We start from the raw sequence: 20,131 nt of genomic DNA on the forward strand, positions 1-20,131 counted from the left end.
TTAGCAGTTACCTGCTACAACCGTCACAGCAGGTGCCGCACCGTCACCAGCAGAATTCGTATAAAGGATATGGCAGCTAGCACCATCAATGCCTGACGCGGTGAAGTCTACAGTCGCACCAACCGGGTGGATACCAAAACTGCCAGCTGGTGGCTCATCGGCATCACCAGCACCGGCACCCACAAACACCCACTCAGTTGAAGGTAGGTCAGCCCAGCCGGCTAACATGGCTGAATCATGGGAATCGGCATCCGGATAACCGTTTTCTGTTTCTACTCTTACAGTACCAATGATAACGTCATCGGTAGTCGTTGTAGCGCCGTCACCAGCATTGGCGTTGTTCTGTTCACCGGCAATGGCGGATTTGGCATAAACCAGCTGAGCACCACCCTGAATGGCTGCCTTGGCACCCTGTAAGGTTGACGCGGTAGCATCGGACTGAATATCAATAAATTTTGGCGCGGCCGTTACCGCGAGAATACCCAGTATTACGATCACGATAATCAGTTCGATTAATGTAAAACCTTGCTGTTTCATAATGTTCTAGCCTTAAGTTAACGAATGGATATCCCTTGTTGTTATTGTGCTGCGTTCCATCCTGAAAGCAACTGTTTTTAAATCTCTGTCTTTTTTTTAGGTTGGAATAAATTCCGACCTACAGCTCTACTGATTACTGAATACAATGACCTGACCGATACGGGGGTCATAAACGAATCCATTGCCACTGGTATTGTCAACGGGCTCATTCTGCTGATTCTTGATGGTCTGAGTAAGATAGTAATAGCAGACATCATTCCCGGCAGGGGCAATACCGTCGCCACTTCGGGTAAAGTAGCGGTGAGATTCAAAGGGGCGTTGATTCCAGTCTTCGGTGATAGTGGGCGCACTTTGCATGATCAGATTAAAGGTGCTGACACAGTCCAGATTCACCATAGCATCATCTTCGGTACTGGCATCATTGGCGGCTTCTCCGGTAGGATAACCGGTGTCTTTGTCGATGCCGATCTGAATGCCACCCACGGTTACAAAGGTAATATTGGCCCCGCCGTTTTGTGCGGGTCTGCCTTCCAGCTCCCATTGTGCACGGACCAGACCGACGCCTGTGGCAAAACCACCGGCGACACCTTCAACGGTGGCTTTTTCGGCATCCTTGGTGACTTCCAGCATGCGCGGCAACGCGACGGCCGCCAGCAGGCCGAGCACGACCACGACTATCACCAGCTCGATCAGGGTAAACCCCCGGGATTGTTTGTACGTTTTCATAGCCATCCTATTGTCTCTGCTATTTTTCTGTCGTTAACGGGGCGATATTCTTGCCCCAATTCAGTGCTTGATTACCTGTCCGGTATAAATTCTGTAGTCAAAATAAGGCCCGGTAGAGACCCTGAAGCGACACATGCTGTCCAGGGCCTTACCACTCATTTTGACACCGTCAAAAAACTCGCCATACACTTTAAAACTGCCTACCTGCATGGGGGTATTGAGAACCGTTTTCCAAAGCTGGTCACAGCCCTCGGCGTTGGGCTCCACCTTGGGCCATCCGAGATGGCTCATGGGAATAGGACGCCGATCGGTCTCGTTACCCTCACGGTCATACTGAACCTGTAAAATCCTCGGGGGGCGACCTTCTGCCTCCCATTGCCAGCGGGCACTGACCACACTGCGAGCCATTTCTTCGGCCAGTAAATTCAGTGTGATCTCCTGCATGTTTTCTTCGCCATCCTCGAAATACCAGATAAACGTCGCCATCAGCGAGGCAAATATCAGCACCACGGCCACCTGCATAATCAGGCGCATTTGTCGGTTTTCACTGTCAGACTGTTGATTCATTCTGTTCTCACTCAGCGCCCTCTGTATGCACTCATCATATCCCACATTGGCGTGAAAATACCCAGCGCCAAGACTAGAACCATGGCTGCCACAATGGCGATCAATACCGGTTCAATCTTAGATGTCAGACTCTTCAGGTCATAGGCCACTTCGCGCTCGTAAAAGTCGGCCACATCATTTAACAGCTCGTCGACGCGTCCGGTTTCTTCTCCCACACTGATCATCTGTAGTACCAAGGGAGTAAACAGCTTACTTTCGGTACACACTCTGGAAAGGTTTTCGCCTTTTTCAATACTGCGTCGCATCTCCAGAATGCGTTTGCCCATGTACTGATTGTCCACCGCATCGGCCACCAGTGTCAGGGCGTGGGTGAGCGGCACGCCCGCTTTGACCATCATCGCAAAACTGCGCGCAAAGCGGGAAAGCAAAGAACGCTCAATAATATTACCTATGGCATAAATTCTGAGTTTTCGCCTGTCCCAGCTGAGCCGCCCTGACTCACTGTTGAGGTAGCGTCGCCCGATCCATAGCAACCCGATCAGCGCCAGTAACATCAGATGCCAGTAATTGACAAAGGTGTCTGACATGCCAATTAAAAAACGCGTCATCAGGGGCAGTTCGGCGCCGAGGCGATCAAACATGCTGGAAAAGGTCGGAATCACCACCAGGTTCATGATCACCAGGGCCACTACAATGGCGATCATCACAAACATGGGGTAACGGGTGGCAGATTTGATCTGTTTGCGTGTTTCCTGCTCACTTTCCAGATACTGTGACAGCAGCAGGAAAGCCTCATCCAGCTTACCGGTGTTTTCACCCACATGTACCACACTGACAAAGAGGGGACTGAACACCTGGGGGTGGCGGTTCAGTGCACTGGAGATGTTGCGGCCACGTTCCAGTTGATCACCCACATCCGTCAGTGCTTGCCTCAGACGTTTCGAGCCGGAGGATTCAGCCAGGCCGCCGATGGCCCTTAAAATAGGAATGCCGGCTTTACTCAGTGAATACATTTGCCGGGCAAAAATCACCATCTCAGCCAGCTTGACCTTAGGGGTGAGCCACTGTTCAAACAGCGCACTCTGCTGCCCTTCCTGAACAGGGCGAATATCAATAGGGATCAGCTCACGATTGAGCAGAATTTGTGCGGCATTCGCCTGGTCGGCTGCCTCAAGGTTGCCGTTTTGCAGCGCACCATCGGCACTTCTGGCTTTATAGGTGAACCTGGCCACTTATTGTTGCACCTCTGTTTCCTGCTCGGCCACCATTTCTACCAGTTTGAGCACTTCTTCGACACTGGTGACGCCCTGACGTGCATACGCCAGTGCTGACCTGGCAAGAGGGTGGTAGCCGGGACTGGCTTTAGCAATAGTACTAAAGGCTGCGGTATCATCGCCCTTCAGCGCATTCATCATGGCATCGGTCATTTCCAGAAGTTCAAACACACCAATCCGTCCCCGGTAGCCAGTGTGATTGCAATTATCACAGCCCCGACCATGGCGAAAACGAATCTGATCCACATCCTCCGCAAGACTCTTCAGCCAGAAGGTCTCCTCATGATCGGGCTGATAGTCCTCAGTGCATTTTTCGCATAATCGGCGAACCAGACGCTGAGCCACGATTGCGCGCAAGGAGGTGGCCACCAGATAACCTGGTGCCCCCATATCTAACAGACGGATCGCACTGGATATGGCGTCATTGGTATGCAGGGTCGATAACACAAGGTGGCCAGTCAGGGCGCCGCGAAGACCAATTTCTACAGTCTCATTGTCGCGCATCTCACCGACCATAATGATATCGGGATCCTGACGCAGGGTGGTACGCAGGACACTGGAAAAGGTCAGGCCAATTTTATTGTTGGTTTGCACCTGATTGATTCGCGGCAACCGGTATTCCACCGGATCTTCCACGGTAATGACTTTTACGCCGGGTTGGTTGAGTTCGCTCAGAGCGCCGTACAACGTAGTGGTTTTACCTGAACCGGTTGGGCCGGTCACCAGCACCATGCCATGGGGACGATGCAGCAGATGCCGAAAGCGCTTGAGAATATCTTGTGGCATACCGGTCTCGTCCAGGCTCAGCAGGCCAGCAGACTGATCCAGCAGTCGCATGACCACCGACTCACCATGCTGCACTGGCATGGTCGAAAGACGCACATCGATACTGTGCCCCTTAACCTTGATATGGGTGCGGCCATCCTGGGGCAGACGTTTTTCAGAGATATCCAGGCCGGACATCAGCTTTAATCTGAGTACCAGCGCCGAAGCAATATTGCGCTCTTTGAGCAGACTTTCCTGCAGCACACCGTCAACCCTGAGGCGGATGCGCAGGGTATCTTCGTCGGGTTCAATATGAATATCTGAGGCCTGCATCTGGACGGCATCTTCGAAGATGGACTTGAGCAAGCGTGCTACAGCTGTATCGCCGTCTTCGGTGCCCAGATCGGCAAAATCAAACTCATCGGCCTCACTGTGCTCACTGGCCAGTTCATGGGCGAAGGAGGCAATGTCTTCAGTGCGGCGATAATGGCGATCAAATGCACTAAACAGCTGCGCCTCTTTCACCACCGCCACTTTAATAGGCTTTGGCAGAATATTAGCAATGGCATCCATGGCCGCCAGATCTGCCGGATCGCTCATGCCAATAAGCAGGTGATCGGGATGCTCTTCCAACACCAGCGCACGGTGGCGACGTGCCTGCACTTCCGGCAGCTTTTTAACGGCGTCGGCATCGAGGCTACGTTGACTGATATCTATCAGCGGCACCTTAAGCTGATGAGAGAGAAACTCCAGCAGCTGTTCTTCTTCCACCAGGCCGAGATCCACCAGTGTATGTCCCAGCTTGCGACCGCTTTGTTTCTGCGCATCGAGGGCCTGTTGCAACTGTTCTTCACTGATAATGTTCTCATGCACCAGCAAATCGCCCAGGCGCATTCTCAGTTTGGGTTTCATGCCTGACATTCTGCTTACCCTCCCAATGCCTTGAGTCGCTGTTGCACAAAGGTGGTCACTTCAGCGGGTGTATTGGCAGTGCTCAACCACCGATACGCTGCCAGGGCAGCATCATAGTTCCCGCCTTGATCCAGTGCCACAGCAAGACCAAGTCGCCATTTAATGTTATCCGGTTGGTAGCGGCTGAGCAGTCCATAGTCTGCCTGTGCCTGGCTGTAATCCTGCTGCAGTTGTGCGAGGCGGGCACGTAACTGAATGAAATCAGGATGCTGTAATATCGCCGGCTGATGGGGTTTTAACAGGTTAAGGGCTTGATTATTCTGGCCATTCTGGTGGTAGAAGCGGGCCAGTGATGCGATCAGCGTATATTCTTGCGGATACTGTTCTATGCCCTGTTCCAGTATCAGCGCACTGCGCTGGGTGGCACCGCTTTTTAGCAGCAATCCCGCCAGTTTACGTCTGAGCAGGTGCTGATCCGGCTGCATGTCGAGCATCTGGGTTAACAGGGTGATGGCTTCAGCGTCATCGCCCTGACTGATGGCATTGCTGGCACGGGCTTTCAATTGTTGCCACTGCTGCTCGGCAGTACCCGCTGTCTTGGATTTGCTAAACGCGGGGGCGGATTCGACGTCGGTCTCCGCCGGTTCTTCTGGCGGCGTTGCTGTAACACCCTGGACAGGCGCCTTAGCTGAGGCTTCTTCCGATACAGGCGCTGGTGTCTGCTGCTGTAACGGTTGAGGCTCTGTGGGCGCGGGCTCCACTGAATTTGATGACGCCGTGGCGGGTGCCGTTGGCGTCTCAGGCTTTTCGGTTGAGTCTGGGGTGGCGTGTGCGACAGTGGTGGCTGCCACCTGCTGTGTCCTTGTATGGCTTGGCAGTATATCGCCTGGCCCTGTATCGCCCGGGATTGCATCGCCCGGGACTGGATCGTCTGGTACAGCAGTGCGCGCAGATTCAGTTACCGGCAAAGCGGTGTGTTCGGCCGGCTGTTGCGGGCCGGTTCCAATCAGCGGCCACAACCAGTACATCGCGCCCACCAGCAGCGCAATAGGTAATATCGTCACCAGCCACCATTGGCGTGCCTTTTTAGGCGGGGGCTGATAATTGGCACTGCCCTGTTGTTGTTTTCGCGACTCCAAATCCTGGAGCATCTTATTCACTACACTCATAAGGTACCCGGAGGATAAAAGTAATAGCTGCCCAGCACGAGCAGGACAATCAGCAGCGATGCATATAGCCATAACCAGTTGAAAGGCCGGCGCTGGGCGGCGGCTTCGGTATCGGCGATGGCCAGCTGAATGTGTTTTGGGCTGACCAGCAGTTTGCCCTCACCATAGGCCAGCATCAGGGCTTTGTGACACAGTACGTTGACGATACGGGGCGTGCCCTCTGAGGCGCTAAACAGCATTTTGCAGCAGCGGCGATTGAACATCTCGCTTCCACGAAAACCGGCCACACGCATACGGTGCTGCACGTATTGGCTTAACTGGTCAAAATCCATGGTGGCCAGCTGGTAACTGAAGGTAATGCGTTGTTTAAGTTGTCTCAGTTCCGGTAAGGCCAGCTTTTGATCCAGCTCAGGCTGACCGAATAGCACCACCTGCAGCAATTTTCGTGACTCAGTCTCCAGATTGGTAAACAGGCGCAGCGCCTCAATACTCTCTATGGGCAGGGCCTGCGCTTCATCGATGATCAGCACAGCGGCTTTGTGTTGTTGATTGATTTCGATCAGACGCTGCTCAATGCGCTGGGTAAATTCCTGTTGATCGGCGTGGGCACTGAGCGTGACTCCCAGCTCTCTGGCAACCGCCGCACGCAATTCTGCCGGTGACAGATAGGGATTAGGAATGTAGGCGGAAACAAAATGATCCGGTAACTCATTGAGCAATTTACGGCAAATGAGTGTCTTTCCTGTACCCACCTCACCGGTGACTTTAATAAAGCCTTCACCGGTTTTCAGTGCCGTGGTCAGTACATCTATGGCCTGGTTATGGCTGGGCAGGCCAAAGAAATAGCTGGTGTTCGGGGTCAGCGTAAAGGGCAGTTCCTGAAGGCCGAAGTGATACAGGTACATGGTCAGTGCGTGTCCGTCCAGTCCCGAATCTGGTCACGACTCCCCCTGAGCTGCTGCTGCCAGGTGCCGCGCTCCACGACCGTGGGTTTAAGCAGAATCACCAGTTCCTTTTTCTGTTCTGACTCGCGACGGTTTTTAAACAGTTCTCCAAGTAGCGGAATGCTGCCTAATATCGGTGTCTTGGAATGGGTTTCATTGATAATGGTCTGCATCAGGCCGCCAATCACCACAATTTCGCCGGTGCGGGCGTGAATGACCGTATCCGATTCGCGGATATTGCTTTGAGCCAGCGGCAACACAAAGCGCTCCTCATTGAGGGTGACCACTTTTTCCTGTTCCTGCGTCTCGATCACTGAAGGGTGAACATGCAACAACACACCGCCTTCGGCATCAATTTGCGGGGTCACATCCAGCGCGATACCGGAGAAGAAAGGCGTCAGCTCAATATTGGGGCCTGTGGAAGTTGTCGCCGCCGTGATAGTGCTCTGACTGGACACATCGGTAACAAAATACTCGTCATCGCCCACCTTGATGACCGCCTTCTGATTATTCGTGGCCGTAACCCGGGGGCTGGAAAGCACCTGCATATTGCCCTGCGTTGATAACAGTGACAGTACGCTGGAGAAGCTGCCCGTTTCAAAACTCAGACCGGTCACGCCACCAAGACTATTGGTGATGGCATTGCCAACATTCATGCCGGAAAAACTGATGGGGCCAAGACGGCTGCTGTTAGCGATCTTGGTCCAGTCGATACCCTGTTGATATTCGTCGTTGAGGGTAACTTCGATGATTCTGGCTTCCAGCACCACCTGGCGCTGCACGGTTTCTTCCGTGAGTTGTAAAAAGCCCTGCACGGCACGGATTTCATCTGGCATGGCCCTGACGGTGACTAACCCGGCCTGTGGGGAGACGATAACGGCTCTGCCCTGTTCAGTGCCGATCAGAGTTTGCAGGGTTTCTTTGAGATCTTTCCAGAAGTCGGTTTGTGTTCGGGTCAGAATATTGGTGCCATTGTTATTACTGACATTGGTGTTGAGGTTGCCGCTATTCCCGTACTGGTTGCCGCCGGTCAGTGCATTGCCGCCGAAACTGTTGGTGTTGTTACCATTTGAGCGATTGCCATCCTGTGTCGACACGCCACCTGAGACAATGCTGGACTGGGTAGAGCCGTCGCGGGTCATCAGCAAGTAATTGACCGGAAAGGTCTCGGTGCGCATGCCTGAAGGGAAGATGCGAAAGACGCCACCATTGCGCTCGATGTGGTAGCCGTAAAGTTCCGAAGTGAGCTCAAACACATCGCTCAGGGTTACCTGTTTCAGATCCAGGTCTATGTTGCCGTTGACCTGAGGATGTATCGCCACTGAATAGGGCGTGCCCTCGACCAATCCGGCAAAAAAGTCTCTGGCGGGGGTCTGACTCGCCGAAATGTCATATCGCTCTTCACTGAAAAGAGGCGCTTGCTCCTGTGACGCATCAGCGCTGAGCAACAGATCGGCTACTTCATCAGGCAGCTGTTGCAGTTTCCGGGTGTCCTGCTCTGATGAGGCGGTATTGCTTTGCATCGCCTTATCAAGCGCCTGTGTTGCATCTTTGCCTATCTGGCTACTTTGGCAAGCGGCGAGAGAGAGCAGCAGTGAAATCGAAACGATATGCTTAAAAGCCATTGGCTTTACCTTTTTTCATTGTCTTACCCTGCCTCAGGAAAACTTCAGTATTCTTGTCGTTATGTCTGAACAGCACCGAACCGGTGCGAATTTCGATGAGCTCCATGCTCTGATAATGTTGGCCAGGATACAGGGGTTCCCCGTCAACGATAGCATGACGCTGTTGTGGACCAATAAAAATGGCCGACACCTGCGGCATACCGTCAGCCGAGCTGTTGGCTTGTTGTGCACTGCCGACAGATGACGGACTGGTTGACGCAGGCCGGGTGGGATCCTCCAACACCTGAGCCTGGCATAAAAAGCCAGCCAGCAGCCCTGTCCACAAAAACCATCTCATCATCACACTCCTACAAAGGCTTTGTCGGTACTGAGTGTATAAAGCTCCAGCTGCATGCGCCCGACAGGATGCTCCTGCACACTGTAATCCAGTCGCTTCCATTGGAAGCGCCAGGGCAGCTGTTCCAGCTCCACCAGATAACGATGGAGGTCAAAATATCTGCCCTCAACAATTAACACGATGCCATGCTGGTATAAACCCGGCAGTGGTTCGGCCTCGGCCGAATCGGTCTTATCCTCTTCAGTAAGGTTCACCGCTGGCAACGAGCGCATTTCTAATAATTGCAGTGTGTCTTTGTCTGCCAGCAGGGCCTGCAGCATCTCGCGCATGCGGTATGGTGGCACCAGATCGCGGGTTTGGCTTTGGATCTGCTGTTGTTGTTGCTGTTGCAGATTTTGTAGCTGCGTGATGCGACGCTTAACCGCCGCATCCGGATCCTGGCTGCCGCTCAGTAACGCCTCGGTCTCGCTGGTAATGGCCTGATATTGTGTCTGTTGCTGCTGAGTCTGGCGCTCCAGTGTCGCCGTTTGAAGCTGAACCGGCTCAATAAACAACAGATACCCGCCATAGAGGATCAGGAAAAGACCAGCCAAAAGCACCAGTTGCCGCTCTCTGGGCTGTCTTTCACTGAACCATTTTTTCAGCTGTTGATAATTCATTGACTCACCCTCGCAGCTTTTGGCGATGGCACTTCAATGGCACCGAGCACAAAATTCAGTTGTCGATCCTCGTCACGAAACACCTTGAGGGAACCAAATTCGGTGCCTGTGAAGTACTCACTCTGGCTCAGGCCTTGTAACCAGGCAGGAACAGACTCTGCATTGAGCGTTCTGCCTTCCAGCTGTAGTTTACCTTGCGACAAGGTGATCTGCGTCAGCCAGATATCCTGATGATGATGTTGTGCCAGTGCCTCCAGCAGCTGTGCATATGTGCCTTGCCCACTGTGTTGCTGACTGTCAAGCCTGCCAAGCAGATACGCCTGTGCACGAATTTCTTTTTGCAGATTCTCCGCTTGCTGCACCAGTCTTCGGTCCGGTTCTGCGTCAAGCTCTGCGCTGATCTGTTGCAGGGTCTGACGGGCGGTATCCAGATCACGTTTCGCTGCATTTTGCGCCTGTTGCCAATGATCATATTCACTGCTCTCCCAGACGGCCCATCCTGTGATGATAACAATGGCAAGGAGATAACCGATCAGCACCTGATTGAGATTAAAGGACTGCTGCTGTGGTCGCATTGACGGCTGATAAAAATTGACCCGGTTTTTCATGCGTCTGCCTCACTGCGCTGACGCAGAGCGGCACCCAGGCTGGTGATGGTGCCCGGTGAGAAACTCAGTTCCGGCTCTTTGTCGATGTCGATTTCCAGTAAGTGGGTCTCAATCATCAGCATCTGCTGCAAACTCTGGCTAAGTGCTTCTGCAAACGGAGTATCCATGCAGATCAGCATTTGTTTTGCCGGAGCTTGTCGTAGTTGGCTCTCGAAATAATCCATGGAGCGCTGTACTTCCAGACTCAGGGTCTCCGCAATCCCCTGCTGAATTTGCTCGATGCTATACGTACTGAGTTGTTCGTAGCCTTTGAGCCTTCGGGTAAAGTACAGTTGTTGCTGACGAATGATGCTGAGACTGATTTCTTCTCCGGGTTCCTGCAACAAGGTAATCTGGGCATATTCCTGTGGTTCCAGCACATCGCATTGACTGAGCTCTTCAATGCCCAGACTTTTTAGTATCAGCCCACTTTGCAGAATGCCTTGCGAGACGCTTTGAATAAGGGATTGAGGAATAGTCACCAGATTAAGCTTATTGCTGCCGGTGGGCTGAGCGGGCATATCAAAATAGTCCACCGCCATTTCTTCGCTGCTGGCAAGCAACTCTTTGGCGGACCAGCGCAGGGCCTGCGTTAATTCCTGCTCTTCCACTGCCGGGCGGTCAACCTGCATGATTTGATATCTGTTGGTGGAAAACACCACATGGCAGGGAGTGTTGGCGGCCTGATGTTGTTTCACCCAGTCTGCCAGACTCCGTTGCCAGTTGTTGATGTCCAGACGATGTTGCTGAGCCCAGAATAAACGCCCCTGGCGGGAAGTCAGCACAGAGATAAGCAGAGCCTGCTGTCCAAACTCAATGCCCACGGCAAAGAAGCGGGAGGTGCCGGAGAATTTACCTGTCAACGTATCCCAAAAGGCCAAGCGCACTATACCTATGTATTAATTGTAATAATTTGTGCTAATTAGAGCAGAGATTAGGCGACTGTACCAGTCCCGTCGGTGAATCTGTTACGTGAGATTTTTATTGCTTCGATGTCAGCTTATTCACTCAGTAATCCATAAAGAAATCTTTGCACACGGGTAAAACTGGTCTATTCGTTAAATCAGAGGATGTGTCAGGGAATACACTGAATATGCAGCAGGTCACTATGGCAGATAAATTCACAGCAACCCATTGTTATGATCGTCAGTCAGATACACTTCAGGTGACCGCATGCGGGTTGGCTGAACCGGAAGATATTTTTGCTATGTACAATAAGATCATGGCACTGAGTGATCGCTACGATTGTCATCGCGCATTGATTGACATGCGGCATATGCAAAAACAGGTAGACGACGAGCGCCTCATGGCCATGATTGACCAGCTGGACAGTTTGCTCAGACGCATTCGGGTGGCCAGAGTGATCAATACCCATGACCCGCAGCAGCAACTGGTGCAGTCTATTGCTGACACCCGAAACTATCCCCTGAGAAACTTTACCAGTGAGGCGTCGGCGCTCACCTGGCTGATGTCAGGCCTGGACTGACATCAGCCAGATTTTGCCAGTTCGTCGTCCAGTTGATTGGCACGGATAGCGGCTTCTCTTGATGCCAGTCGTTGCACATAACGTTTAAAAGCCGGGCGTTCGTCCAGGTTTTTAAACATCATCCCCCAACTAATGTGGCTGCCCACATAGACATCCGCTGCAGTAAACTGCTCGCCACACAAATAAGGGCCGTTCTCTAGCGCACTTTCCAGTGTATTCAGCACATCCTGATACAGACCACAACCTACTGACTGAGCATTCTCAGCGTCTATTCGCCAGCCATAGGCTTTTGCGGTTGTCGCCATCTCCAGAGGTCCTGCGGCAAAAAACAACCAGCGATAATAAGTGCCTCGCTCCGGGCTGTTGAGAGCCGGTGCCAGGTTTTTTTCGGCGAAGTGGTCAGCCAGATAGGCACAAATCGCCGCACCCTCGGTGACCACCAGATCGCCGTGTTTGATCGCAGGCACTTTTCCCATGGGATTGAGCTTCAGAAAATAGGGTGACTTAATATCACCGTCATATTCCAGCATGGTTGTTTTATATGGCACATCGAGTTCCTCCAGCATCCAGCGGACGATGCGGCCTCGTGAATTGGGGTTAGTAAAAAACGTCAGATCTTGCATCATGGTTATCCTTTGAAATTAAAAAAACCTTTCGCCTGTTTACTACCTGGCGACCCTTCAGCTTGTGTACGTTGCTGACACCGGAGTACCATAAGACCTATATAGGACATAAATGATCCTAATTAATGAATAATATGAAAAATACAATGAGTGGTCCTACGGTTCGGGTACTGACTTTGCTGGAACTATTGCAGTCTCACGGACGCATGACAGGCACAGAACTGGCGCAGCAGTTGGGTGTGCACAAGCGCACGGTGCGCCGCTATATCCGTTCACTGGAGGATTTGGGTATTCCGGTCACCACGGAGCAGGGCCGTGACGGCGGTTATATGCTGGTTGCCGGGTTTAAATTACCACCAATGATGTTCACCAATGATGAGACTCTGGCTCTGTCGCTGGGGCTACTTGCTGCAAGGACCTTAAAGCTGGCCGATACTCAGCCCGCTATCAGCAGTGTGCAGGCTAAACTGGAACGGGTGATGCCCGCTAACCTCCAGTCCAGAGCGCGGGCGATTGCAGAAAACATTGACCTGATGCTGCCAGAGTCCTTGCCGGGCAAACCGCAGCAACATTTGCATCCCTTGCTGGAAGCGATTCAGCAACAGCGCTCTCTCCGGATTCGGTACGCCCCTCATGAAAGAGATACCGTGGAACGTGAGGTAGACCCTTATGGGTTATTGTTTCGTCGTGGGCACTGGTATATGAGCGGCTATTGCCACCTGCGCAGGGAGCTGCGGACCTTCAGACTGGACCGGCTGGAGCACACAGAAATGCTCGAACAGACCTTTGCACGCCCGCAAAATTTCAACACGGCCGAGCACTTTCGTGCCAGTCTCAACAATATGCCCGGTAATCTCAGGGTTAAGATATTGCTGCACACCGACATCACACAAGCCACTGAAATCATGGGATCGATGGCGGCCATGCTGGCGCCGCAGGAGCAAGGGTTGCTGCTAGAAACCCGCACTGACAGCACGTCCTGGTTTGCCCTATGGCTAAGTCAGTTACCTTTCGATTTCAGTATTCTGGAACCACCCGCGCTTCAACAAGCCCTGAGTCAACAGGCTGCAAGATTGGCTGCGATTGCCAGCAAAGGCCCACAACCGTCCTATTGATGGGGTGTCAAAGCCTTGAAGACGACCCGTTACCGGTCTGGATTCTGGGTCAGTTGCCTGGCCAGCTTATCGTAAAGGTCGTGATGATAACCATGCAGGGAATGGCGCTGCAGGCCGTTAAAGGCTATCCACGCTTCGGCTGTCTTGCCTTGCTCAATCAGCACTTCACATAGTCTTAGCACGATATAGTATTTGTCCCGTAAGGGATAATCCTGTTGAAGTTGTTCATAGGTGTCGATGGATTTGATAAAGGCCTGCTGCGCTTCAGACCAGCGTCCCTGAGATTGCAGGGCGCGGCCAACATTGGCGTAGGAGACGGCAGCACCAATAAAGCTTTTGGTCGTCAGGTGTGCTTCGGCAGCGCGCTGATACCAATGAATGGCTTGCTGCCACTGTTTAAGATGAAAAGCATTGTGCCCGGCGGCCATAAGCAAATCCGCTTTTATAAATGCTCTGCCAATACTGGAAAAGTGCGCCATGGCCTGGTCGATAAGTTGCTGCGCCTGATCATATTCACCCAGATACTGATAAAGCTCTATGACATCTGCATATCGGCGTGGGGTGAGTGCATCTCCAGACATATTAAGCAGCAGTGCTGCGGCTTCATCGGCGTAACGACGTCCTGCTTCGAGATCGCCGTCACTGATAAGTTGCTTGGCATAGATGGTTTTGGCCTTGGCCGCAAATACCGCCGGACTGTTCTCAATTTCTGCATAGGCTGCTATTTGTTCGCGCGGGATACTGAGACGGTCGATTTCCCACATCGCATTGAGTAACAGGTAAGTGGTTCTGAACCAGGCTCGTGAATATTTCGGCTGTTCCGCCTGCATTTTCAGGGCAATGGCTTTGCACCGTGGTGCATCCATAATGCAGTTGTCAACGGATGATAACACTGCTTCTGCAGACGGTTGTGTCTGATTTCCGTCTGACGCTTTGGCCAGGCAGGCAAAAAAAACAAACAGCATCACCACGATGCGTGCGAGGGGGCAGATTTGCAGAAAGGGTGAATTCAGGCTCATCAGGTATTAACGCCTTCTTTATGGGCACTTACCCTCAGATTGGCAGGACTGGTTGGTGATAATGTGGCTGAACCTAAGGCCATGGGGGAGCGCTTTAACAGGGTAGCCGGTGACATAGAACAGTCAAACCTTGTGCCAGCTTAGGATACAGGCGTACCTTTTTCGATGGGCCGGCACAAGGTTTCAATGCGATGTCATTAACTTAGAAGGGAATGTCATCATCAAAATCAAAGTCAGGCTCTGGCATAGAACCGGGCTGATTTTGCGGTTGTTGCTGGGGTTTGGACTGACCCCCGCCCTGATTTGGGTATTGCTGATACTGTGGTTGCTGCTGAGGTGCCTGATTGTAATTACCTGCGGGGGCATTCCCTCTGGGTGCACCGCTGCTGGCCCCACCACCGGCATTGCCGCCAAGCATCTGCATAACCCCATTGAAGGGATCCAACACAATCTCGGTGGTATACTTGTCCTGGCCTTGCTGATCCTGCCATTTGCGGGTTTGCAGCTTGCCTTCTACGTATATCTGACTGCCTTTACGCAGGTACTCACCAGCGATCTCAGCCAATTTGCCGAACAGCACCACACGGTGCCATTCTGTTTTTTCCTGAATCTGACCGCTCTGATCTTTCCAGCTTTCAGATGTGGCAAGACTCAGGTTCGCGACCGCCTTTCCATTCGCGGTGTAACGGACTTCGGGATCCTGTCCAAGATTGCCTACCAGGATTACTTTATTGATGCCTCTGCTTGCCATGTTCGCTCCTTACGCTCGCCGGTTTCCAGCTTTAATTCTAGTCGCTGCTGTGCGGCTTATAATACTTAATTTGACGGACGGATGATTTGTCTGGCGTGTTGTAAATTAAAGGTTCTGTTGTCCACCTTCAGGTAGACCGCCTTTTCCTGTTCAACCCAGGTGATATCGGTGACACCGGCCAGTTGTCTGAGTTGTTCCACACACTGTTTAGCCACAGGTCCGTCCGAATCCAGGGCTAGTGTATAACGTTTTGCGTGAGGGGCGCCAGCAGCAAGGCCACGAATCACCAGGATCCAGATCAGGCACAACATCAGTGCCAGCGTGTATAACCAGTTGCTGCTCAGGTATTCGTTGATTGCGCCAGCCACCGAACCACCTACAAACGCACCGAGAAACTGTGCACTGGCATAGGCACCCATGGCTGAACCTTTGCGCCCGGCTGGCGCCAGTGTTGAGACCATGGCCGGCAGATTTGCTTCAAGATAGTTAAATCCGGTAAAAAATAACCAGCTGATTAACAGTAATCCTATCAGCCCGGTCTCCAGCAACAGACTTGCAAAGGCCAATGCCATCAGTGCAATGGCCATATAAAGTATGCGCTGCTGCCCGAGCGACTGAGTCAGACGCATCAATAGGATCAGTCCCCCTACGGATGTGGCCAGAATTGGCAGATAAAGCTGCCAGTGCTGACTGAGGGGCCAGCCCGCCTCAACGAAAAGTGCGGGTAGCTGAATGAACAGCAAGGTGATCAGCAGATGCAACACAAAGACGCTGGCATTGAGCTTGAGCAGGGGAGCATGACTGAGCAGGCTGCCGAGCTCTGCCAGCTTGGGCAGCGTATCACCGCTTGGGGCAAGATTGGTTGCCGATGGCACCACGAATAACACCAGAGGAATACAACTAACCGCCAGTAGCGCGGTGGCAAAGAAAATACCGGCAAGTCCGTAGTGTTGTGATAACAGCGGGCCCAGTAGTAATGCCAGATAGAAGGAAAAACCAATGGCAACGCCGATAATGGCCATGACCTTGGCGCGTTGATTTTCGCGACTGATATCACCGGCCAGTGCCATCACGGCACCGGCAATGGCTCCGCCTCCCTGGATGATACGCCCGAGCACAACCCCGGTCATACTCTCAGCCAACCCTGCTACCAGACTTCCCACAGCAAACAACACCAAGCCCGCGATAATGACAGGTTTGCGCCCGATACGATCTGAGAGCACGCCCATGGGAATTTGCAGCAGCGCCTGGGTCAGGCCATAACCGCCGATGGCGAGACCGACCAATAAGGGGGAGTAATCAGGGTAGTCCAGCGCGAGCACGGCCAACACTGGCATGACCATAAACAGGCCAAGCATGCGCATAACGTAGACGATAGCCAGCGCACTGGCACCACGGATTTCGGTATTGTTCAAAATAACCCGTCGTTAATTCAAGGAAAAATGGATTTACGGCAAAGTACTGCCAGTTTTCAGGCTGCGCAGTTTAACATAGCCGCTTGAATTGGACAGCCTATGCTGTGGTCAGTATTAGCGGGGGCACCGGACATTTTGATAGCGTGAAATGTTATTTGAACTCATATTTTGAGGTGACTTGGGTATGTGAGACAATAGGGGTTTGATTCTGCTACCAGGTGTCTTTTTGTGGACAAGATAGAAGTTCGTGGGGCCCGTACCCACAATCTGAAGAATATCAATCTCACCCTGCCCCGTGACAAGCTCATTGTGATTACCGGGTTATCTGGTTCCGGTAAGTCATCCCTGGCATTTGACACCTTGTATGCAGAGGGGCAGCGACGTTATGTGGAGTCACTCTCTGCCTATGCGCGTCAGTTCTTGTCGATGATGGAAAAACCCGATGTGGACCATATTGAGGGGTTGTCGCCGGCCATTTCTATTGAGCAAAAGTCCACCTCCCATAACCCGAGGTCGACGGTCGGTACCATAACTGAAATCTATGATTACCTGCGTTTGCTCTTCGCCCGGGTGGGGGAGCCTCGCTGCCCCGATCATAAAGTGCCATTAGACGCGCAGACCATCAGTCAGATGGTAGACAAAGTACTGGCGATGCCTGAGGGAAGTAAACTGATGCTGTTGGCGCCGGTGGTTCAGGATCGCAAAGGAGAGCATATCAAGATCCTGGAAAACCTGGCGGCCCAGGGATTTATCCGGGCCCGAATTGATGGCGAAATCTGTGACTTATCCGATCCGCCGACTCTGGACTTACACAAAAAACACAGTATTGAGGTGGTGGTTGACCGCTTCAAAGTGCGCGAAGACCTGCAGCTGCGTTTATCCGAGTCCTTTGAAACGGCATTGGGGTTGTCCGGCGGTACCGCAAAAGTGGCTTGGATGGACGACAGTGAGCGCGATGAAGTGGTGTTTTCTGCCAATTTCGCCTGCCCCCATTGTGGCTACTCCATGTCGGAGCTGGAACCGCGCATGTTTTCCTTCAATAACCCGGCAGGAGCCTGTCAGACCTGTGATGGTCTGGGAACCAAGCAATTCTTCGACCCAGCCAAGCTGATTCACAATGACGAGCTGAGCCTGGCCGGCGGTGTCATTCGTGGCTGGGATAAGCGCAGCTACTACTATTTCCAGATGCTGCAAGCGGTGGCTGACCACTATCAGTTCGATCTGAGTAAACCTTTTCGTGAACTGGATAAGGCGCATCGCGACGTTGTCCTGTATGGCAGTCAGGGAACCTCGATAAAATTCCGTTATATCAACGATCGCGGTGATGTGATGGAGCGTAAGCATCCCTTTGAAGGGATCATTCCGAATATGCAGCGTCGATACCGCGAGACCGAGTCTTCGGCGGTGCGGGATGAACTGGCCAAATACCTCAGCCAGCAGCCCTGTGACAGTTGTGGTGGCAGCCGTCTGCGTCTGGAAGCGCGTAATGTGTTTATCGGTGACACCCGTCTGCCCGATGTGACGGACATGTCGATTGCCGGTAGCCTGGGGTATTTTGAGCAGCTGACACTCACCGGGCAGCGGGCCCAGATTGCTGACAAGATCCTCAAAGAGATCAATGACAGATTGCGCTTTTTGGTCAATGTTGGCCTGAATTATCTGTCCCTTTCGCGCAGTGCCGACACCCTCTCCGGAGGTGAAGCGCAGCGTATTCGTCTGGCCAGCCAGATTGGGGCGGGCCTCGTGGGCGTGATGTATGTGCTCGATGAACCGTCAATCGGATTGCATCAGCGCGATAATGAACGTCTGCTCAGTACACTGGTACATCTGCGTGATTTGGGAAATACAGTGATCGTGGTGGAACACGATGAAGATGCCATTCGCGCCGCCGACCATATTCTCGATATCGGGCCGGGTGCAGGGGTACATGGCGGTGAGATTGTCGCGCAGGGGAATCTGGATGATATAATAGGTAGTGAGCGCTCGCTTACCGGGAAGTATCTTTGTGGGAAAGAGAAAATAGAAGTACCGGTCCAACGAAATGCAAATAAAGAGGATACCTGGGTGGTGCTTGAAGGGGCCTCAGGGAATAACCTCAAAGAGGTGGATTTGCGCATTCCTATTGGCTTGATGACCTGTGTCACCGGTGTTTCAGGTTCCGGCAAGTCAACGCTGATCAACGACACCCTTTATGTTCTGGCGCACAAAGAACTCAATGGTGCCACCCTCGGTGAAGCCTCGCCCCACAAAGGCATTCGTGGACTGGAACACCTTGATAAAGTGGTGGACATTGACCAGAGCCCTATTGGCCGGACACCTCGTTCTAACCCCGCCACCTACGCGGGATTGTTTACGCCCATTCGAGAGCTGTTTGCCGGTACCCAGGAAGCGCGTTCGCGGGGCTATAAACCCGGACGTTTCAGCTTTAACGTGAAAGGCGGGCGCTGTGAGGCGTGTCAGGGAGACGGCGTGATCAAGGTAGAAATGCATTTCTTACCGGATGTCTATGTGCCCTGTGATGTGTGCAAAGGCAAACGCTACAACCGCGAAACACTGGAAGTGAAATACAAAGGAAAAAGCATTCACGAAGTGCTGGAGATGACAGTCGAAGAGGCCCGTGAGTTTTTTGATGTGATCCCTTCTATTGCCCGTAAACTGCAAACCCTGATGGATGTGGGATTATCCTATATCCGCCTGGGACAAAGTGCGACCACACTCTCTGGTGGTGAAGCGCAGCGGGTCAAACTGTCGCGTGAGCTGTCCAAACGGGATACCGGTCAGACTTTGTATATTCTGGATGAACCCACTACCGGGTTGCACTTTCATGATATTCGTCAGTTGTTGGAGGTGTTGCACCGACTGCGCGACCATGGCAACACGGTGGTGGTGATTGAGCATAATCTGGATGTGATCAAAACGGCCGATTGGATAATCGATCTCGGACCCGAGGGGGGCTCAGGAGGAGGACAGATTATTGCTCAGGGGACACCCGAGCAGGTGGCGGCAACCGAAGGTTCCCACACCGGACATTTTCTGAAACCCTTGTTGAAAGTCAATTCATAGGTTTAAGCCATGCAGCGTATATGCGGTACTCGGGGCTAAAAGGGGCTCTGTGTGCTGTACGGCGGCGCGGTGATTAATAATGGAGTGAGGATGTTAAGCGAAACATTTAAGGTCAGATTTTACGAGACCGACGCCCTTAAACATGTCAGCAATACGGTGCTTGCAGGATGGTTTGAAGCTGCCAGGGAGCCGGTGTTTCGTTACTTCACGCCAGAGATGGATCTGCACAACTGGCCGTTGATCCTGGCCAGCTATAAAATTGACTTCTTACGCCAGATTTATTTTGGCCATGAAGTGGAAATTCGTACCGGTATCCAGCGCATCGGCAACAGCTCTTTTGATGTTTTGCAACAGGTCTGGCAGCAGGGTGAGAAAGCGGCCGAGGGTGTCACCACCTTAGTCCATTTTGACTATCGGCAACAAAAGTCTCAACCTATTCCCCCTCATATTGGCGAGCAATTACAGGCTTTGCTGATACCTCACCAGTAGGCATCAGG

At 52.5% G+C, this 20,131-nt stretch carries 20 protein-coding genes; 4 read left to right on the top strand and 16 right to left on the bottom strand.

What is annotated here, in order from left to right:
- The 12 genes from CCY32_RS05175 to CCY32_RS05230 all read right to left on the bottom strand — a co-directional run bounded on the left by CCY32_RS05175 (nt 1) and on the right by CCY32_RS05230 (nt 11,043).
- Nucleotides 1-537, bottom strand: coding sequence for a prepilin-type N-terminal cleavage/methylation domain-containing protein (locus CCY32_RS05175; RefSeq protein WP_088329525.1), 537 nt, complete (start codon nt 535-537; stop codon nt 1-3).
- 126 nt (nt 538-663) lie between these two features.
- Nucleotides 664-1,263: a prepilin-type N-terminal cleavage/methylation domain-containing protein gene (locus CCY32_RS05180; protein ID WP_168171427.1), complete on the bottom strand. Its 600-nt coding sequence runs from the start codon at nt 1,261-1,263 to the stop codon at nt 664-666.
- Between the two features lie 60 nt (nt 1,264-1,323).
- Complete coding sequence (locus CCY32_RS05185) at nt 1,324-1,830, bottom strand: hypothetical protein (RefSeq protein WP_088329527.1); 507 nt, start codon at nt 1,828-1,830, stop codon at nt 1,324-1,326.
- An 11-nt stretch (nt 1,831-1,841) separates the two neighbouring features.
- The gene (locus CCY32_RS05190) at nt 1,842-3,062 is read right to left on the bottom strand and encodes a type II secretion system F family protein (RefSeq protein WP_088329528.1); all 1,221 of its coding nucleotides are present in this window, start codon (nt 3,060-3,062) and stop codon (nt 1,842-1,844) included.
- Complete coding sequence (locus CCY32_RS05195) at nt 3,063-4,781, bottom strand: ATPase, T2SS/T4P/T4SS family (protein WP_088329529.1); 1,719 nt, start codon at nt 4,779-4,781, stop codon at nt 3,063-3,065.
- A 14-nt stretch (nt 4,782-4,795) separates the two neighbouring features.
- Nucleotides 4,796-5,950, bottom strand: a complete 1,155-nt coding sequence (locus CCY32_RS05200; RefSeq protein ID WP_088329530.1) for a tetratricopeptide repeat protein — start codon at nt 5,948-5,950, stop codon at nt 4,796-4,798.
- Nucleotides 5,947-6,855: an AAA family ATPase gene (locus CCY32_RS05205; RefSeq protein WP_088329531.1), complete on the bottom strand. Its 909-nt coding sequence runs from the start codon at nt 6,853-6,855 to the stop codon at nt 5,947-5,949. The genes CCY32_RS05200 and CCY32_RS05205 overlap by 4 nt, the downstream gene beginning before the upstream one ends.
- A 2-nt stretch (nt 6,856-6,857) precedes the next feature.
- A complete protein-coding gene (mshL, locus tag CCY32_RS05210) occupies nt 6,858-8,519 on the bottom strand; it encodes a pilus (MSHA type) biogenesis protein MshL (protein ID WP_088329532.1) in 1,662 nt (553 codons plus the stop codon).
- Nucleotides 8,509-8,859 (bottom strand): hypothetical protein, encoded by a 351-nt coding sequence (locus CCY32_RS05215; RefSeq protein WP_141096178.1) that lies wholly within the window; start codon nt 8,857-8,859, stop codon nt 8,509-8,511. The genes mshL and CCY32_RS05215 overlap by 11 nt, the downstream gene beginning before the upstream one ends.
- Complete coding sequence (gspM, locus tag CCY32_RS05220; RefSeq protein ID WP_088329534.1) at nt 8,859-9,515, bottom strand: type II secretion system protein GspM; 657 nt, start codon at nt 9,513-9,515, stop codon at nt 8,859-8,861. Before gspM ends, CCY32_RS05215 begins: the two co-directional genes overlap by 1 nt.
- Nucleotides 9,512-10,090, bottom strand: a complete 579-nt coding sequence (locus CCY32_RS05225) for a PilN domain-containing protein (RefSeq protein WP_168171428.1) — start codon at nt 10,088-10,090, stop codon at nt 9,512-9,514. Before CCY32_RS05225 ends, gspM begins: the two co-directional genes overlap by 4 nt.
- Nucleotides 10,091-10,119: 29 nt before the next feature.
- A complete protein-coding gene (locus CCY32_RS05230; RefSeq protein ID WP_088329536.1) occupies nt 10,120-11,043 on the bottom strand; it encodes an MSHA biogenesis protein MshI in 924 nt (307 codons plus the stop codon).
- 227 nt (nt 11,044-11,270) lie between these two features.
- Here CCY32_RS05230 and CCY32_RS05235 point away from each other — a divergent pair, with 227 nt between their 5' ends.
- The gene (locus CCY32_RS05235) at nt 11,271-11,648 is read left to right on the top strand and encodes a hypothetical protein (RefSeq protein WP_141096179.1); all 378 of its coding nucleotides are present in this window, start codon (nt 11,271-11,273) and stop codon (nt 11,646-11,648) included.
- Nucleotides 11,649-11,650: 2 nt separating this feature from the next.
- Here CCY32_RS05235 and CCY32_RS05240 read toward each other — a convergent pair whose 3' ends face one another.
- The gene (locus CCY32_RS05240; RefSeq protein ID WP_088329538.1) at nt 11,651-12,274 is read right to left on the bottom strand and encodes a glutathione S-transferase family protein; all 624 of its coding nucleotides are present in this window, start codon (nt 12,272-12,274) and stop codon (nt 11,651-11,653) included.
- Between the two features lie 131 nt (nt 12,275-12,405).
- On the opposite strand from CCY32_RS05240, the gene CCY32_RS05245 reads away from it, so the two are divergent.
- Entirely contained in the window at nt 12,406-13,386 is a 981-nt protein-coding gene (locus CCY32_RS05245; RefSeq protein WP_246840535.1) for a YafY family protein, read from the top strand.
- Nucleotides 13,387-13,415: 29 nt separating this feature from the next.
- Here CCY32_RS05245 and CCY32_RS05250 read toward each other — a convergent pair whose 3' ends face one another.
- The 3 genes from CCY32_RS05250 to CCY32_RS05260 form a co-directional block, all read right to left on the bottom strand.
- Nucleotides 13,416-14,405 carry a tetratricopeptide repeat protein gene (locus CCY32_RS05250; protein WP_088329539.1) on the bottom strand — a complete coding sequence of 330 codons (990 nt, stop codon included), beginning with the start codon at nt 14,403-14,405 and terminating at the stop codon, nt 13,416-13,418.
- Between the two features lie 202 nt (nt 14,406-14,607).
- Nucleotides 14,608-15,156: a single-stranded DNA-binding protein gene (gene ssb / locus CCY32_RS05255; protein ID WP_088329540.1), complete on the bottom strand. Its 549-nt coding sequence runs from the start codon at nt 15,154-15,156 to the stop codon at nt 14,608-14,610.
- Between the two features lie 65 nt (nt 15,157-15,221).
- Nucleotides 15,222-16,571 carry an MFS transporter gene (locus CCY32_RS05260; RefSeq protein WP_088329541.1) on the bottom strand — a complete coding sequence of 450 codons (1,350 nt, stop codon included), beginning with the start codon at nt 16,569-16,571 and terminating at the stop codon, nt 15,222-15,224.
- A gap of 228 nt (nt 16,572-16,799) precedes the next feature.
- Between CCY32_RS05260 and uvrA the strand changes: the two genes are divergently transcribed.
- Complete coding sequence (gene uvrA / locus CCY32_RS05265; RefSeq protein WP_088329542.1) at nt 16,800-19,634, top strand: excinuclease ABC subunit UvrA; 2,835 nt, start codon at nt 16,800-16,802, stop codon at nt 19,632-19,634.
- A 90-nt stretch (nt 19,635-19,724) separates the two neighbouring features.
- Nucleotides 19,725-20,123 (top strand): thioesterase family protein, encoded by a 399-nt coding sequence (locus tag CCY32_RS05270; RefSeq protein WP_088329543.1) that lies wholly within the window; start codon nt 19,725-19,727, stop codon nt 20,121-20,123.
- The last annotated feature ends 8 nt before the right edge of the window (nt 20,124-20,131 follow it).

The organism is Lacimicrobium sp. SS2-24, assembly GCF_002201535.1.
In the GTDB taxonomy this organism is placed as follows: Bacteria; Pseudomonadota; Gammaproteobacteria; order Enterobacterales; family Alteromonadaceae; genus Lacimicrobium.

Excerpts from the sequence above, each read along its gene's own strand:
- CCY32_RS05175 (WP_088329525.1), bottom strand. The coding sequence starts at position 537 with ATGAAACAGCAAGGTTTTACATTAATCGAACTGATTATCGTGATCGTA.
- CCY32_RS05180 (WP_168171427.1), bottom strand. The coding sequence starts at position 1,263 with ATGAAAACGTACAAACAATCCCGGGGGTTTACCCTGATCGAGCTGGTG.
- CCY32_RS05185 (WP_088329527.1), bottom strand. The coding sequence starts at position 1,830 with ATGAATCAACAGTCTGACAGTGAAAACCGACAAATGCGCCTGATTATG.
- CCY32_RS05195 (WP_088329529.1), bottom strand. The coding sequence starts at position 4,781 with ATGAAACCCAAACTGAGAATGCGCCTGGGCGATTTGCTGGTGCATGAG.
- CCY32_RS05200 (WP_088329530.1), bottom strand. The coding sequence starts at position 5,950 with ATGAGTGTAGTGAATAAGATGCTCCAGGATTTGGAGTCGCGAAAACAA.
- CCY32_RS05205 (WP_088329531.1), bottom strand. The coding sequence starts at position 6,855 with ATGTACCTGTATCACTTCGGCCTTCAGGAACTGCCCTTTACGCTGACC.
- mshL (WP_088329532.1), bottom strand. The coding sequence starts at position 8,519 with ATGGCTTTTAAGCATATCGTTTCGATTTCACTGCTGCTCTCTCTCGCC.
- CCY32_RS05215 (WP_141096178.1), bottom strand. The coding sequence starts at position 8,859 with ATGATGAGATGGTTTTTGTGGACAGGGCTGCTGGCTGGCTTTTTATGC.
- gspM (WP_088329534.1), bottom strand. The coding sequence starts at position 9,515 with ATGAATTATCAACAGCTGAAAAAATGGTTCAGTGAAAGACAGCCCAGA.
- CCY32_RS05225 (WP_168171428.1), bottom strand. The coding sequence starts at position 10,090 with ATGCGACCACAGCAGCAGTCCTTTAATCTCAATCAGGTGCTGATCGGT.
- CCY32_RS05235 (WP_141096179.1), top strand. The coding sequence starts at position 11,271 with ATGGCAGATAAATTCACAGCAACCCATTGTTATGATCGTCAGTCAGAT.
- CCY32_RS05240 (WP_088329538.1), bottom strand. The coding sequence starts at position 12,274 with ATGATGCAAGATCTGACGTTTTTTACTAACCCCAATTCACGAGGCCGC.
- CCY32_RS05245 (WP_246840535.1), top strand. The coding sequence starts at position 12,406 with ATGAAAAATACAATGAGTGGTCCTACGGTTCGGGTACTGACTTTGCTG.
- CCY32_RS05250 (WP_088329539.1), bottom strand. The coding sequence starts at position 14,405 with ATGAGCCTGAATTCACCCTTTCTGCAAATCTGCCCCCTCGCACGCATC.
- ssb (WP_088329540.1), bottom strand. The coding sequence starts at position 15,156 with ATGGCAAGCAGAGGCATCAATAAAGTAATCCTGGTAGGCAATCTTGGA.
- CCY32_RS05270 (WP_088329543.1), top strand. The coding sequence starts at position 19,725 with ATGTTAAGCGAAACATTTAAGGTCAGATTTTACGAGACCGACGCCCTT.